Here is a 14,971-nt window from a genome sequence, read left to right as displayed (position 1 = left end):
TCAGAGGACCTTTGCGATGTCGCGGCGCTCGGCCGCGGAGGAGAGCACCGAGTGATCGGAGGGGAGGAGGTCGTCGAGCGCGTCGGCGTCGACGGAGGAGGCGATCACCGTGAAGGTGCGTCCGTCACGGGGTGCGTGCTCGCGCATCGAGTCGAGCTCGCGCCTGATCTGCTTGCGCAGCTGCGGATCGGTGACCGTGTCGAGGTCGTCGAGCACCAGGACCGCCGGGGAGGTGCCCAGCGCCGAGCGGACCTCGCCGAGCGGATCGGCCTCGCCGGCCAGCCGGACGAGCCCTACCCGGCCGCGGACGGCGGAGGCGCGGATCGGCACGACGAGTCCGGCGACCTTCAGGCGGCCGGAGTCGGGCGCCAGCCGGCCCGCGATGGTCAGCAGCAGGGCGGTGCGGCCCGACCGGTGCGGCCCGTGCACGACGAGCGATCCGCCGGCGGGGACGCGTACGGCGACATCGCTGTAGAGGGGGCCGTCGGGCCCGCTCAGCGTCAGGCCCTCGGCCGCGACCGCGTCGGTCGCACCCGGCTCGGGCCAGTCGCGCAGCGCGAGCTCCTTGGTGAGCCCCTCGCCCTCGACGTCGAACGACGGCAGGATGCGGTCGAGCCAGCGCGGCATGTGCCACGCGCGGTCACCGAGCAGGTGCAGCACGGCCGGCACGAGCGTCATCCGCACGATGAACGCGTCGACGAACACGCCGACCGCGAGGCCGAGGGCGATCGGCTTGATGCTGGTGTCCCCCTCCGGCACGAACGCGGCGAAGACCGAGAACATGATGATCGCGGCCGCGGTGACGACCTTCGCCGAGCCGACGAAGCCCGACTCGACCGCCGCGCGCGCCGAGCGCCCGTGCACGTAGTCCTCGCGCATCCGCGAGACGAGGAACACCTCGTAGTCCATCGCGAGCCCGAACAGCACGCCCATCAGGATGATCGGCATGAAGCTGATGATGGGGCCGGTCTTGTCGACGTGCAGGGCGTCGGCGAACCATCCCCACTCGAAGACCGCCGCGACGGCGCCGAAGGAGGCGCCGACCGACAGGAGGTAGCCGAGCGTCGCCTTCAGCGGCACCCAGAGCGAGCGGAAGACCATGGTCAGCAGCACGAGCGAGAGCCCGACGACGAGCAGGCCGAACGGCACCAGGGCCTGGGCGAGCCGGTCGGAGATGTCGATGCCGACCGCGGACTGACCGGTAACCGCGAGATCGACCCCGTACTCCTCCTGGAAGTAGTCGTGCTTGTCGCGGATCTCGGCGACGAGCGCCTTGGTCGCCTCGGAGTCGGGGCTGCCCTCGGGGATCACCTGGATGATGCCGGTGTCGGCGTCCTCGTTCGGGGTCGCGAGGGGCACGGAGGCGACTCCGTCGAGCCCCTCGATCTCGGTCTTGAGGTCGGCCATCAGGCCCAGCGGATCGGTCGAGCCGATGATCGTGCCGGTGACGATGAGCGGGCCGTTGTAGCCGGGGCCGAAGTTCTCGGCGAGCAGGTCGTAGGTGTCGCGCGCGGGCGTCCCCTCGGCCTGGTAGCCGGCGTCGGGCAGCGCGAGGCGCAGGCTCAGCGTCGGGATCGTGGCGACGCCGAGGAGGCCCACGACGGCGATGATCGTGACGAGCGGGAAGCGGGTGACGACGCGCACCCAGCCGCGGAAGAAGCCGGCGGGGACCTCGGCGGGAGCGTGCGGGTCGGCGGTGACGGCGGTCTCGGGGTCGGCGTGCGCGGCCTTCGCCCCCTTCTTCTTGCGCGGCTTGGGGCGGAGGCGCTCGCCGGCGAAGCCGAGCAGCGCGGGTGTGAGCGTGAGCGCGATGACCACGGCGATCGCGACTCCGCCCGCCGCCGCGATGCCCATCGTGGTGAGGAACGGGATGCCCGCGACCGACAGCCCGACGAGGGCGATGATGACGGTCAGGCCGGCGAACACCACGGCGGAGCCGGCGGTCGCCGTCGCGCGCGCGGTCGACTCCTCGGGGTCCATGCCCTCGCGCAGCTGGTCCTGGTGGCGGCTGATGATGAAGAGCGCGTAGTCGATGCCGACCGCGAGGCCGAGCATCAGGGCGAGCAGCGGAGTCGTCGACGAGATCGACGCGAAGCGGGTGGCGATGAAGATGGCCGACATCGAGAGCGCGACGCCGAGCAGCGCGGTGACCAGCGGCATGCCGGCGGCGAGGAACGAGCCGAAGGTGAGCACCAGGACCACGAGGGCGACGACGAGGCCGATCGCCTCGGTGATCGTGACGCCCGGCAGGCTCTGCGAGAAGAGGTCGCCGCCGAGCGAGACGGTGGTGCCAGCGGGGAGGGACTCCTCGAGCGTGGTGGCCTCGGCCTTCAGGGCGTCGCGCGACTCGGTCGAGGTGGTGGTGGCCGATCCGTCCATCTGGACGGTGATGACCAGGGCGTCGCCCTTCTCGGAGATCGTGCCCTCGACGGTGTCGGAGTACGGGTCGGTGACGGCGGCGACCTCGTCGATGCCCTCGAGCTCCGTCACGGCCTCGCCGACCGGTCCCGAGATCGAGGCGTCCTCGACGCTGCCGCCGTCGGCGGTGACCACCACGTAGCGGGCGGAGGTGCCGCTGACCTGCGGGAACGTGCGCTCGAGCTGGTCGAGCGCGGTCTGCGACTCCGTGCCCGGGATGGCGAAGGCGTTGTCGGTGCCCTGGTTCAGCAGCAGCGCGCCTCCGCCCGCGAGGACGACGACGGCGAGCCAGAGGACGGCGACGAGACGGTGGGCGCGATGCACCCAGCGTCCGAGTCGGTACAGCAGCGACGACACGCAGGTCTCCTGACGATGGGGGGAGGGAGGCGATACGTCTTCGTACCCGATACAAGAACGTATCCGATACGTGAATGTATCCGATACAGTGATGTATCTCAACGCCGTTCCGATGCTCCGGGAGGAGACACAGGATGACCTCCGACGTCCCGGAGACCGCACGCCGCAGTCGCACCCGCGAGCGCCTGCTCGACGCGGCCTACGAGGTCTTCGCGGACACCGGCGTGCACACCGCCTCGGTCGAGCAGATCAGCGAGGCCGCCGGGTTCACGCGCGGCGCCTTCTACTCGAACTTCTCGAGCAAGGAGGAGCTGTTCTTCGCCCTGATGGAGCGCGAGAACGATGCCCGGATCGCCACGCTCGTCGAGCAGATGGGGCGGACCCTCCCGAAGGTGGCCGACGAACCGCTGACGGCCGTGACGCTCGCCGTCGTCATCCTCGACTTCCTCCAGGGCCCGTTCAACGACAACCGGCGCTGGTGCGTCGTGCAGTCCGAGTTCGAGCTGCTGGCGCTGCGCGATGCGGCGATCGCTCCGCAGTACCGCGACTTCCGCGCTGGATTCGACGCGTCGCTCGTGCAGATCGTCGACGACGCTCTGGCCCAGGTGCAGCGCGAGTTCGCGCTCGAGCCGACGACCGCCGTCCGCCTCCTCATCGCGAGCTACGACGACGCGGTGAAGCAGTCGATCCTCGAGGCCGACTCCGACGCGGCCGCGCTCGAGCGCCTGCGCAGCACCCTCACCGCCGTCGTGCTGGCGATCTCTCGCACTACCGGCTGACCACCGCGTCCCCGACGGCGCTTCCGCCCGACGAGGATGGACCCATGGAACTGCGTCAGCTCGAACACTTCCTCGCCGTGGCGAAGGAGCAGCACTTCACCCGCGCGGCGAGCGCCCTGCAGATCTCGCAGTCGGGGCTGTCGGCGTCGATCCGCGCGCTCGAGAGCGAGCTGGGCAGCCCGCTCTTCACCCGCAGCACCCGCCGGGTCGAGCTGACCCCGGCCGGCCGCGCGATGCTCGAGGAGTCGGAGCGCTCGGTCGCCAGCGCGGTCGCCGCCCGCGACGCGGTGCTCGCGGTGCAGGGAGTGCTGCGCGGCAGCCTCTCCGTCGGCACCGAGGAGTGCCTCGGCGGCGTGCACCTGCCGCGCGAGCTGGCGACGTTCCGCCGCCAGCACCCGGCCATCGCCCTGCGGCTCACGCACGACGGGTCGGGCACTCTGCTCGACTCGGTCGCCGCCGGCCGGCTCGATCTCGCGCTCGTCGCCGACATCGGCGCGACGCCGTCGGGGGTGCGGACGCGACCGCTGGCCGGCGAGGGCTTCGCGGTGCTCCTGCACCCCGATCATCCGCTCGCCGATCGCGACGTCTGCCGCATCCCGGACCTCGAGGGCGAGACCGTCGTGGGGCTGCAGGAGCACTGGGGCGCGCGGCACCTGGCGGCGCAGGCGTTCGCCGAGCAGGGCGTGCCCTTCGAGGTCGAGCTCGAGGTCAACGACGTGCACACGCTGCTCGACCTGGTCGAGTACGGGATGGGGATCGCGGTGGTTCCGGCGCACTTCGCCGAGAAGCGGCCCGGAGTGCTGACGGCGGTGCCGCTGGACGAGCCGCTGCTGGTCTGGCGGACGATGGTGGCCGTCCCGGAGCGGCCGAGCGCGGCGGCGCGAGCGTTCGTCGCGGCCCTGCCGGGCGCCGAGCAGGACTGACGAGCGGCTCTGCCCCTGCTGGTCGAGCCGCCCGACCCTGGCGCTTCCTTGCCTGCTGGCTGAGCAACGCAATCAAGGAGTGGCCGGTGCATGCTGGTCGAGTAGCCCCGCAGGGGCGTACCGAGACCCACGAGCGTCAGCAGATCAGGCTTCTGCCCCGGCGTTCTGAAGGACGTGGATCTCGATGCGCCCGCTGCGCGGGCTGCGGGCTCGATCAGCGGGAGAAGATCCGCCCGCCCCGCGAGTCGCTCGATCAGCATGGGTGGCGACCTCAGCCGAGCGAGGCCAGCTCCTCCGCGGTGAGCGTCAGCTCGGCCGCGGTCGCCGAGTCGCGGATGCTCTCGGGCCGGGACGCGCCGGGGATCGGCAGTACGACGGGAGCCTTCGCCAGCTCCCAGGCGAGGCAGACGACCTGGGGCGAGACTCCGTGGGCCTCGGCGACGGTGCCGAACGCGGCGTTGCGCGTGCCGACCTCGGCGGCTCCGCCGATGCCTCCGAGCGGGCTCCACGGCAGGAACGCGAGCCCCAGCTCGGCGCACAGCTCGAGCTCCGGCTCGCTCGAGCGGAACGACGGCGAGAACTGGTTCTGCACCGACACGAGCCGAGAGCCGAGGATCCCGTGCGCCTCGCGGATCTGGTCGGGGTCGGCGTTCGAGATGCCGGCCCGCACGATGACACCCTCGTCGAGCAGCTCGGCGAGCGCGCCGATCGAGTCGGCGTAGGGCACCCGCGAGTCCGGCCGGTGGTACTGGTAGAGGCCGATCGCCTCGACGCCGAGGCGCTGGGCGGAGGCGCGTGCCGCCTCCTTCAGGTGCTCGGGGCGGCCGTCCTGGGTCCAGTTCTCGCCCGGGGGACGGAGGTGCCCGCCCTTCGTCGCCACGAGCACGGCGGAGGTGTCGCCGCCGTAGCTGCGCAGCGCCTCCGCGATGAGGAGCTCGTTGTGGCCGAGGTCGCCCTCGACGGGCTGGTGGTAGGCGTCGGCCGTGTCGATCAGGGTGACGCCGGAGTCGAGGGCGGCGTGGATCGTGGCGATCCCGCGCTCGCGGTCGGGGCGGCCCTCGATCGAGAGGGGCATGCCGCCGAGTCCGATGGCGCCGACCTGGAGGTCGCCGAGGGTGCGCTGCTTCATGGGTGTGGTCCTTCGTGTGGGGGAGGAGTGGGGGACAGGCTCGCTGGTCGAGCCCGCAGCCGCCGGAGGCGGCGTATCGAGACCCGCGTCCGTCAGCAGAGAGGCCTTCCGACCCGGCCTTCTGACGGACGTGGATCTCGATACGCCCGCTGCGCGGGCTGCGGGCTCGATCAGCGAGAAGGGGGCCGCTACGAGCTGACCGATCAGCGAGAGACGAAGGCGGAGCCCGTCACCACGCGTAGTCCTCGGGCGCCGTGCGGTGCCCGGGGAAGATCTCGTCGAGGCGGGCGAGGTCGTCGGAGTCGAGGGTGATGTCGACCGCGGCGACCGCGCTCTCGAGCTGCGCCATCGTGCGCGGACCCGTGATCGGTCCGGTGACGCCGGGCTGGTGCAGCAGCCAGGCGAGCGCGAGCTCACCGGGCGCGATGCCGCGCTCGCGGGCGAAGGCCTCGTACTGCTCGAGGGCGGGGCGGTGCTTCTCGATCGCCTCGAGTCCGCGGGCCGAGGTGCGCCGCCCGCCCGCCTCCGTCTTCTCGAGCACGCCGCCGAGCAGGCCGCCCTGCAGCGGCGACCAGGGGATGACGCCGAGGCCGTAGTGCAGCGCCGCGGGCAGAACCTCGCGCTCGATGTCGCGCACGGTGAGGTTGTAGATCGACTGCTCCGAGGCGAGGCCGGTGAAGTGGCGGGCCTTCGCCGCCTCCTGCGCCTGGGCGATGTGCCAGCCGGCGAAGTTGCTCGAGCCGACGTAGAGGACCTTGCCCTGCTGCACGGCGACCTCCATCGCCTGCCAGATCTCGTCCCACGGGGTCGAGCGGTCGACGTGGTGGAACTGGTACAGGTCGATGTGGTCGGTCTGCAGGCGGCGGAGGCTGTCGTCGAGGGCGCGGCGGAGGTTCAGAGCCGAGAGGCGGCCGCCGTTGGGCCAGGAGTCGCGGCCGCGCTCGGATCCGGGCGCCGCGTACTGCTCCATGTCGCCGAAGAACTTGGTCGCCAGCACCGTGCGCTCGCGGCGCTCGCCGCCCTGCGCGAACCAGCGGCCGACGATCTCCTCTGTCGCGCCGCGCGCGCCCTCGCCGCCGTAGACGTTCGCCGTGTCGAAGAAGTTGACGCCGAGCTCGTGCGCGCGGTCCATGATCGCGAACGAGTCGGGCTCGGTGGTCTCGGGGCCGAAGTTCATGGTGCCGAGGACGGCGCGGGAGACGGACAGGCCGGTGCGGCCGAGGTGGGTGTACTGCATGACCCCAGCCAACGCCTCCGCGTGGCGGGTGTCCAACACGGAGGCGCGATGGGATTCAGCGGCGGCGGAGGTGAATGGGCGCGCGGCGGGGTGCCCGATCGGCGCCTCCGCCCCGGGCTAGAGTCGCGGGGTGACCACCAGGACGTTCCCCCCGCGCGCCGTGATCGCCCTCGCGTCGGTGCTGCTGCTGGCGGGCTGCACCTCGGCGCCCGAGACCGCGGCGACGTCGGACGCGGCGACCCCGTCGTCGTCCGAGGCGGCGCCCGCCGCCCCCGCAGAGACGGGGTCGGGCGAGGCGGAGGCGGGCCCGCGGCCGGTCCCGAGCGTCACCGCCACGCCCGAGCCGGTCGTCAGCACGACCCAGCCGGTCCCCGCCACCGGCGAGTGCGAGGTCGGCTACGTCGACGCCGCCGAGGCGGGCACGGTCGGCGGCCTCGACATCGAGCTGGTCCGCGACCGCGGCCCGCGCACCGGCGCGACCGGAGAGGTGACGACGGCGGCCGACGGCACGCCCGCCTCCTACCTGGTCGCCGCCGGCGACATCAGCGAGAGCATCGCCGACCGGTTCTGCGTCAGCCCCGAGTACCTCGACGCGCTCAACTCGGTGCGCCGCGACGGCGTCTCGATCGACAGCCTGTACGGCGGCGACACCCTCAACCTCAGCCCGTCGACCGTGACGAGCGTCGGCACGCAGAACGGGCGCGTGCTCGAGAACCCCGAGCCCGAGCCGCTGCCCGCCCAGGACTGACCGGCGTTCGGGCTCGCCCGTCTCGTCTCGACCTCGCCGGCCGCTTCGATCGCCTCCCACTCCTCGAAAGTTGCGGTAGTCGAGCTCGACTACCGCAACTTCTGCGGAGTGGAACGGTCCAGCGGCGCGGAGCCGGCGCTCAGAGGCCGACGACGCCGACGAACGCGGCCGACAGGGCGAGCGTGCCGGCGAAGCCGATCGCGCGACTGCGGCGCCGGGCCGGGTCCTCGAGCCAGGGCAGCGACCCCCAGCGCAGGACCGCGCCGGCCGCGCCCACTGCCGTCACGAGCACCAGCGCGAGCCAGGGGACGATGCTCAGGAGCGTCCAGTCGGCGAACACGCGCACGAGCAGCAGGACCACGACCGCCTCGACGCCGCGGGTCAGCACCCGGAGCCGGTCGCGGTCGAGGAGCTTCGCGCGGAGGGGGACGACCCCCAGCGCGAAGCGGACGGCCGTGTACGCCGCGATGATCAGGGCGATGACGCTGGCGATGGTGATCACGAGTCCTCCTCCAGGACGTGGTCGAGCAGTCGCATCCCGAGCCCGTCGACCGAGCTCGCGGTGTTGCCGTTGACGAAGACGGCGACTCCGCGCTCGCGGTCCATCGCGAGCATCGTCGAGTAGCCGGCCGTGCCTCCGTTGTGCCAGGTCGCCGAGCCGCCGCCGACCGCGTCGGAGGTGAACCAGGCGAGCCCGACCCGGCCGCTCCCACCCGCGTCGAACCGCGGATCGAGCACCTCGGCGGCCGGGACTCCGAGCGCCGGGTCGTCGGTCAGCAGCGCCTCGGCGTACCGCGCCATGTCCGCGGCGGTCGAGCGCACGCCTCCCGCCGGCGCGTACCCCTCGAGGGTCCACGCGTCGACCGGGCGGCCCGACTCGGAGTAGCCGGTCGGCGCGTCGGGCGCCAGGGCGTCGGCGGTCGTCGGGATCGAGCTGGCGTCCATCCCGAGCGGCGTGAACACGCGCTCGCGCAGCAGGTCGGCGTACTCGACCCCCTCCGCTCGGGCGACGGCCTGCCCGAGGACGGCGGCGCCGAGGTTGGAGTAGGCGACCTCGGGCTCGCCGAGCGGAGCCGCGGCCGCGTGGCGCAGGGCGTCCTCGGCCGAGTACGAGGCGTACGGATCGCTGCCGCGCAGCTGGGCGAGCAGGGTCACGGCGGTGTCGCGCAGGTCGGACGAGAGCCGGGGGAGCCCGGAGCGGTGGCTCGCGAGCTCCTCGAGGGTGCCGGGGAAGCCGCCGAGCTCGGCGTGGTCCGCGGCCGGGTCCTCGAGCGAGACGGTGCCGTTCGCGGCGCTCTGCGCGAGCAGGAGGGCCGTCATGGTCTTGGTCACGGATCCGATCTCGACCTCGGTGCTCTCGTCGGCGCCGAGACCGGCGAAGCGGACGCCGTCGGGGGTGACGACGGCGGCGACGAGCTGGTCGCGGGCGCCGCGCTCGACGTTCTCGTGCAGCCAGTCGGCGATCTCGGCATCGCCGGTGCGCTCGGCCGAGAGGGCCGGAACGGTCGGGCGCAGCAGCAAGCCGGCGGCGAGGACGGCGAGTGCGGCGGCGCCGGCGGCGATCTTCAGACGGTTCATCGAGGGCCTCCCGAGGCGAGCAGGATCACGAGCAGCGGCACGAGGCGCTCGGGCGGGATGCCGTAGCGGCCCCGCCCGCGCGCCTGGAGCCAGCCGGCCGCGACGAGCTGGTTGACGTGGTGGTAGATCTGACCGGTGGTGCCGGCGCCCTCGCTCTCGGCGAGCTGGGCGACGGTCTCGACTCCGCCGGCGATCGCCTGCAGGAAGCGCAGGCGCACCGGGCTGCCGAGCGCGGCCAGCGCCGTCGGGCCGGGGCTCGATCCCCAGTCGCGCTCGAAGAAGGCGTCGGTCGTGAGGCCGTACTGCCATTCGACCGGGCCCTCGGGGGTGCCGACCGCGCCGGCGAAGACGACGCCGCCGGGGGAGGGCAGCCGCTGCTTGAGGGCGGTGAGGGCCCACAGGGGGTCGGTGCTCTCCGCGGAGGCGTCGCGCTGTGCGGCGACGGCACCCGCGCTCTCGAGTCGGTCGATCCGCTCCCGGAGCTCGTCGAGCTCGGCGGCGAGGTCACGCGGAGGTTCGGTCACGCCTCGACTATTGCAAACATTCCGTAATAACGGAAACCGAGTCCCGCCCACTCGCCAGAAGTTGCGGTAGTCGAGCGCGACTACCGCAACTTCTGGAGGGTGGAACGATTCAGACCAGCGTGCATGCGAGCGGGCACGCGGAGGAGCGCCGCGGGCCGGGGTCGATCGAGACTCCAGGAGTTGTCGTGCTGGGAGGCCGAGTACGACAACTCCTGGCGGATGGAACGCTCCAGGCGGCCGCCTAGGCGAAGTGCGCGGGCAGCACGGCGCCGTTCACGGCGCGCAGCTCGTCGAGGGGGAGCGTGAACAGGCCCTGCACCTCGACCACGGGGCTCTCCGCGTCGGTCACGCCGATCCGGAGCACCGGGTAGCCCCGGCCCTCGCAGAGTCCGCGGAACTTCACGTCGTCCTCGCGCGGCACCGACACGAGCACGCGGCCGGTCGACTCCGAGAAGAGGGCGGCGGTCGCGTCGACGCCGTCGCGCTCCATCAGCTCGTCGAGCCAGATGCGCACGCCCACGCCGAAGCGCAGCGCGGACTCGGCCAGGGCGACGACGAGTCCGCCGTCGGCGAGGTCGTGGGCGGAGGCGATCAGCGACTCCCGCGCGCCCGCCGAGATCAGCTCGGCCAGGGCCTTCTCGTCGCCGAGGTCGAGCTGCGGAGGCAGGCCGCCCAGGTGGTCGTGCACGGTGCCGGCCCACGCGGAGCCGTCGAGCTCGTCGCGGGTGACGCCGAGCAGGTAGACGTTGTCGCCCTCGTCCTGCCAGCCCGAGGGGATGCGGCGCGCGACGTCGTCGATCACGCCGAGCACGCCCACGACCGGCGTCGGGAAGATCGGCACGTCGCCGGTCTGGTTGTAGAACGAGACGTTGCCGCCGGTGACGGGGATCTCGAGCTCGAGGCACGCGTCGGCGAGAGCGCCCACGGCCTCGCGGAACTGCCACATCACCTCGGGGTTCTCGGGGCTGCCGAAGTTGAGGCAGTCCGACACGGCGACTGGGGTCGCCCCGGTCACGGCGACGTTGCGGAACGCCTCCGCGAGAGCCAGGCGAGCGCCCTGCGCCGGGTCGAGCTGGCACCAGCGCCCGTTCGCGTCGGTGGCGACCGCGAAGCCGAGCCCCGACTCCTCGTCGACGCGGACCATGCCTCCGTCGTCGGGGTAGCTCAGCGCCGTGTTGCCGAGCACGTAGCGGTCGTACTGCGAGGTGATCCAGCTCTTGTCGGCGAGGTTCGCCGAGCCGAGCAGTGCGAGGGTCTCTGCGCGCAGGGCCTCGCCGTCGCTCGAGCGGGGCAGACGCGAGGAGGAGTCGGCCTGCAGCGCGTCGAGCCACGCCGGGTACTCGAGGGGGCGCTCGTAGACCGGGCCGTCGACCGCGACGGTGCGCGGGTCGACGTTGACGATCTCCTCGCCGTGCCAGTGGATGATCAGGCGGCCGGAGTCGGTGACCTCGCCGAGCACGCTGGTCTCGACGTCCCACTTGCCGACGACCTCGAGGAACGCGTCGAGCTTGTCGGGGCGGACGACCGCCATCATCCGCTCCTGCGACTCCGACATCAGGATCTCCTCGGCGGTGAGCGAGGGGTCGCGCAGCAGCACCGAGTCGAGCTCGACGAACATGCCGCCGTCGCCGTTCGAGGCCAGCTCGGAGGTGGCGCACGAGATGCCCGCGGCGCCCAGGTCCTGGATGCCCTCGACCAGGTCCTTCGCGAAGAGCTCGAGGCAGCACTCGATGAGCACCTTCTCGGCGAACGGGTCGCCGACCTGGACGGCCGGGCGCTTGGTCGGGCCGCCGTCGGCGAAGCTGTCGGAGGCGAGGATCGACGCGCCGCCGATCCCGTCGCCCCCGGTGCGCGCCCCGAAGAGCACGACCTTGTTGCCGACGCCGCGGGCGTTCGCGAGGTGCAGGTCCTCGTGGCGGAGGACGCCGACCGCGAGCGCGTTGACGAGCGGGTTGCCCTGGTAGACGGAGTCGAAGTAGGTCTCGCCGCCGATGTTGGGCAGGCCGAGGCAGTTGGCGTAGAACGAGATGCCGGCGACCACGCCGTGCACGACGCGGGCCGTGTCGGGGTCGTCGATGTGGCCGAAGCGCAGCGCGTCCATGACGGCGACGGGCCGCGCGCCCATCGAGATGATGTCGCGGACGATGCCGCCCACTCCGGTCGCCGCGCCCTGGAACGGCTCGATGTAGCTCGGGTGGTTGTGGCTCTCGATCTTGAAGGTGACGGCCCAGCCCTCGCCGACGTCGACGACTCCGGCGTTCTCGCCCATGCCGACCATGAGGTTCTTCTTCATGGCGGGCGAGACCTTCTGCCCGAACTGGCGGAGGTACATCTTCGACGACTTGTACGAGCAGTGCTCGCTCCACATCACCGAGTACATCGCCAGCTCGCCGCTCGTGGGGCGCCGGCCGAGGATCTCGCGGATGCTCGCGTACTCGTCGGGCTTCAGCCCCAGGGCGGCGTACGGCTGCTCGCGCTCGGGCGTCGCCTCGGCGTTCGCAGTGGTGTCGGGGACGCTGTGTGCCATGGCTCGAGAGCTCCAGGAGAGGGGGGCGGGATGCCCGACGATCCTACCGGCCGTCGGAGGCGCCCCCGAGGGTGCCGCCCGCCTAGGCTCGGGCGGGTGGAGCGGGCGGCAGCGGGACGGGTGGCATCGAGGCGGGTGGCGCTGATCGGCATCCTCGTCTGGGGTCTCTACCAGTGCTTCGGCAGCCTCGGCGCCGCGAACGTCTCCTCGGACGAGCCCGTCTACCTCACCGCCGGCTGGGACTACCTGCACGGCGACGTGAGCGCGAACCTCGAGCACCCGCCGACCGCCAAGTACCTGCTCGGCGCCGCGCAGCTCCTCCTGGGCGAGGGGCTCCTCGCCGGACGGATCGCCGCGGGCGCCGCCGCGTTCCTCACCGGCGTGATCCTCTGGTCCTGGCTGAAGCGCGAGCTGGGCTCCGTCCTCGCGCTGGTCCCCGCCGGCCTGTTCCTCCTCTTCCCGCGGACCACGCCCGACGGCACGACCCGCATCGACCGGCTCGCCCTGCTCGAGCCGTTCATGGTGCTGTTCGCGGTGGCGGCGATGGCGGCCGCGTGGGCCTGGGCGCGGCGCGGCACATCGGAGGAGCGCGACCGGGGCTGGCTGATCGCCCTCGCCGGCGTGCTCTTCGCGCTCTCGGCGACGTCGAAGCTGACGACCGTCGTGCTGGCGCCGGTCTTCCTCCTGCCGCTGATCATGGTCGGGAGTCGCCGCCGCGCGGTGCGCGGGTTCGTCGCGTTCTCCGCCGCCTTCCTGGTCGCGGGGCTGCTCCTCTACCTGCCCGTGCATCCTGTCGAGGCGATCCGCTACCTGCTCGACTTCCAGTCGGAGCACAACGCCGGAGGGCACCTGATCGACGTCGCGGGCCGGGCGTACCAGTTCCCGCCGTGGTGGGCGAACCTGTGGTTCACGGCTGCGGGCATCGGACCGTTCGCGCTCGCCGTCCTGGTGATCGGCTGCCTCCTCGCCCTGTTCGCGCCGCGACAGCGCGCCCTCGTCCTCTACCTCGGCGGCGCCACCGCGCTCCTCCTGGTCTTCCACCTGCTGATCAGCTCGGTCGCCCTCCCGCACTACTACGAGGCGTGGGCGTGGCTGCTCTGCGCGCTGGCGGGCGTCGGCATCGCGGAGGCGCTGCGCGGCGGGCTGGTCGTGCCCTTCGCGCGACCGCTCGGCGCCCTGCTGCTCGCCGCCTCCGTCGTGATCGCCGCGGCGACGTCGGCCGGGATCGCCCATGAGCGGCCGACCGGGATCGCGCGGGTCTCCGACGCGCTGCGCGAGCGCGGGCTCGACGAGGGGCTGATCCTGGTGCAGGGGATGTCGTCGGGCGTCTACGCGCCGTACATCCTCGACCGCGTCACGACCGATCCGGAGGCGGAGGGGATCGTCGCGATCGCGATCCAGCGGTCGGCGCGGTTCCCCGTCGTCCCGGAGGTCGAGGCCTACCTGGAGACCGATCCGGTGGTGGTGCAGCTCGACCGGCTGACGCTCGTGCTCGGCGCGCCCTGACGCCTCGGCCCTCAGGACGAGGTGCACGCTCCGGGATCGACCGACGCCGACAGTCCCGCGGCCTGCGACGCGACCGGCGCGAGCACCGAGAGCGGGATCGCGTAGCCGACGTTGTCGACCGACGCCGCCTTGCCGAACACCACTCCCGACACCGTGCCGTCGAGCGAGAGCAGCGGTCCGCCCGAGTTGCCCTGGTTCACCACTGCGGCCAGCGTCAGCACCTCGCGGAGGGTCGGCGTGCCGTCGACCATCAGCGAGACGATCGCGTCGGAGGAGATCTCGGCGGAGCCGAGCGTCAGCGGCCCGCCGAACGGGTAGCCGGCCACGACCGCGTCGTCGCCCGCCGCGACCGCGTCGTCGAGGGCGAGCGGAGTCGCGTCGAGGCGGTCGACCGCGATGACCGCGAGGTCGGCGACCGCGTCGACGTAGACCACCCGGCCGGTCCGCGGCGGCTCCCCGGGCGCCTCGACCACGGGCTCCGACACCCCGGCGACCACGTGCGCGTTGGTGACGACGCGGTCGTCGGCCACCACGAATCCGCTGCCCGTCACTCCCACGTCGCACGCCCAGGCCGTGCCGGAGACGCGCACGACGGACGCGACGGCGGTCGCCACCTCCGCGTCGTCGGTCGCGACGTCGGGGATGCTCGGCGCCTGCGTCGGTGCGTCGATCGCCTCGACGATCCACGACGTGCCCTGGTCGACCACGGTCGACTGCAGCTGGGCGAGGAACCCGCGGACCGGATCCGGGGTCAGGTCGTCGATCGTCCGGATGACGGTGGACCCGGCGACGGAGGTGGTGACGAACGGGATCCCGAGGAGCGAGACGGCGGAGGTGATCGCGATCCAGACGAGGCCGGTGATCGCGACGCCCGCGACGCCTCCCGCCAGGCGGTCGAGCAGCCCGAGCTTCACCTTGTCGGCGCCGCGCCCGATCACCGCGCCGAGCGCCGCTCCGATCGCGTAGCCGACGCCCAGGCACAGGACCGCCGTGCCGATGACGGCGAGGAGGCGCCACTCGCTGCCCGCGGCCCACGACGAGACGGCCGGCACGGCGAAGGAGGCGGCGACGGCGCCGGCGACGATGCCCGCGAGCCCGCCGACCGTGCGCAACAGCCCGCGGCGGAGTCCGTCGACGAGCGCGCCGACCAGGCTGAGCACGACGAGGACGTCGACGATCACGGATGCACCCATGCGGGGCTCCTCACGGTCTCGGCGGGCGGGGGTCCTCCAGCATGACCGACGA

The 14,971-nt window shown here is 72.7% G+C and carries 12 protein-coding genes; 4 read left to right on the top strand and 8 right to left on the bottom strand.

The annotated features are described in order from the left end of the window. Entirely contained in the window at positions 1 to 2,775 is a 2,775-nt protein-coding gene (locus GRS92_RS09720; RefSeq protein WP_159855701.1) for an efflux RND transporter permease subunit, read from the bottom strand. A 134-nt stretch (positions 2,776 to 2,909) separates the two neighbouring features. Here GRS92_RS09720 and GRS92_RS09715 point away from each other — a divergent pair, with 134 nt between their 5' ends. Both GRS92_RS09715 and GRS92_RS09710 read left to right on the top strand, forming a co-directional pair. Next, positions 2,910 to 3,554, top strand: a complete 645-nt coding sequence (locus GRS92_RS09715) for a TetR/AcrR family transcriptional regulator (RefSeq protein ID WP_159855699.1) — start codon at positions 2,910 to 2,912, stop codon at positions 3,552 to 3,554. A gap of 44 nt (positions 3,555 to 3,598) precedes the next feature. Continuing rightward, positions 3,599 to 4,477 (top strand): LysR family transcriptional regulator, encoded by an 879-nt coding sequence (locus GRS92_RS09710; RefSeq protein WP_159855697.1) that lies wholly within the window; start codon positions 3,599 to 3,601, stop codon positions 4,475 to 4,477. A 271-nt stretch (positions 4,478 to 4,748) separates the two neighbouring features. On the opposite strand, the gene GRS92_RS09705 is transcribed toward GRS92_RS09710, so the two are convergent. Together GRS92_RS09705 and GRS92_RS09700 are read right to left on the bottom strand one after the other, a co-directional pair. Beyond that, a complete protein-coding gene (locus GRS92_RS09705) occupies positions 4,749 to 5,606 on the bottom strand; it encodes an aldo/keto reductase (RefSeq protein WP_159855695.1) in 858 nt (285 codons plus the stop codon). A gap of 229 nt (positions 5,607 to 5,835) precedes the next feature. Then, positions 5,836 to 6,843 carry an aldo/keto reductase gene (locus GRS92_RS09700; protein WP_159855693.1) on the bottom strand — a complete coding sequence of 336 codons (1,008 nt, stop codon included), beginning with the start codon at positions 6,841 to 6,843 and terminating at the stop codon, positions 5,836 to 5,838. Positions 6,844 to 6,973: 130 nt separating this feature from the next. Here GRS92_RS09700 and GRS92_RS09695 point away from each other — a divergent pair, with 130 nt between their 5' ends. Further along, entirely contained in the window at positions 6,974 to 7,591 is a 618-nt protein-coding gene (locus GRS92_RS09695) for a hypothetical protein (RefSeq protein ID WP_159855691.1), read from the top strand. A 139-nt stretch (positions 7,592 to 7,730) separates the two neighbouring features. Here the strand turns inward: GRS92_RS09695 and GRS92_RS09690 are convergent, their stop codons facing one another. The 4 genes from GRS92_RS09690 to purL form a co-directional block, all read right to left on the bottom strand. After that, entirely contained in the window at positions 7,731 to 8,093 is a 363-nt protein-coding gene (locus GRS92_RS09690) for a hypothetical protein (protein ID WP_159855689.1), read from the bottom strand. Further along, on the bottom strand, positions 8,090 to 9,169 hold the full coding sequence (locus GRS92_RS09685; protein ID WP_159855687.1) for a serine hydrolase domain-containing protein: 1,080 nt from the start codon (positions 9,167 to 9,169) through the stop codon (positions 8,090 to 8,092). The genes GRS92_RS09690 and GRS92_RS09685 overlap by 4 nt, the downstream gene beginning before the upstream one ends. Beyond that, on the bottom strand, positions 9,166 to 9,693 hold the full coding sequence (locus tag GRS92_RS09680) for an ArsR/SmtB family transcription factor (protein WP_159855685.1): 528 nt from the start codon (positions 9,691 to 9,693) through the stop codon (positions 9,166 to 9,168). The genes GRS92_RS09685 and GRS92_RS09680 overlap by 4 nt, the downstream gene beginning before the upstream one ends. 241 nt (positions 9,694 to 9,934) lie before the next feature. Continuing rightward, complete coding sequence (gene purL, locus GRS92_RS09675) at positions 9,935 to 12,220, bottom strand: phosphoribosylformylglycinamidine synthase subunit PurL (protein WP_159855683.1); 2,286 nt, start codon at positions 12,218 to 12,220, stop codon at positions 9,935 to 9,937. Positions 12,221 to 12,316: 96 nt separating this feature from the next. Here purL and GRS92_RS09670 point away from each other — a divergent pair, with 96 nt between their 5' ends. After that, complete coding sequence (locus GRS92_RS09670) at positions 12,317 to 13,726, top strand: glycosyltransferase family 39 protein (RefSeq protein ID WP_159855681.1); 1,410 nt, start codon at positions 12,317 to 12,319, stop codon at positions 13,724 to 13,726. Between the two features lie 11 nt (positions 13,727 to 13,737). Here GRS92_RS09670 and GRS92_RS09665 read toward each other — a convergent pair whose 3' ends face one another. After that, complete coding sequence (locus GRS92_RS09665; protein ID WP_159855679.1) at positions 13,738 to 14,919, bottom strand: MarP family serine protease; 1,182 nt, start codon at positions 14,917 to 14,919, stop codon at positions 13,738 to 13,740. Between the last annotated feature and the right edge of the window lie 52 nt (positions 14,920 to 14,971).

The sequence above is a fragment of the Rathayibacter sp. VKM Ac-2754 genome, assembly GCF_009807095.1.
GTDB lineage: Bacteria > Actinomycetota > Actinomycetes > Actinomycetales > Microbacteriaceae > Rathayibacter.
This window is presented reverse-complemented; position numbering and strand designations above follow the sequence as displayed.

Coding starts and splice junctions, on each gene's coding strand:
- GRS92_RS09715 (WP_159855699.1), top strand. CDS start 2,910: ATGACCTCCGACGTCCCGGAGACCGCACGCCGCAGTCGCACCCGCGAG.
- GRS92_RS09710 (WP_159855697.1), top strand. CDS start 3,599: ATGGAACTGCGTCAGCTCGAACACTTCCTCGCCGTGGCGAAGGAGCAG.
- purL (WP_159855683.1), bottom strand. CDS start 12,220: ATGGCACACAGCGTCCCCGACACCACTGCGAACGCCGAGGCGACGCCC.
- GRS92_RS09685 (WP_159855687.1), bottom strand. CDS start 9,169: ATGAACCGTCTGAAGATCGCCGCCGGCGCCGCCGCACTCGCCGTCCTC.
- GRS92_RS09665 (WP_159855679.1), bottom strand. CDS start 14,919: ATGGGTGCATCCGTGATCGTCGACGTCCTCGTCGTGCTCAGCCTGGTC.
- GRS92_RS09700 (WP_159855693.1), bottom strand. CDS start 6,843: ATGCAGTACACCCACCTCGGCCGCACCGGCCTGTCCGTCTCCCGCGCC.
- GRS92_RS09705 (WP_159855695.1), bottom strand. CDS start 5,606: ATGAAGCAGCGCACCCTCGGCGACCTCCAGGTCGGCGCCATCGGACTC.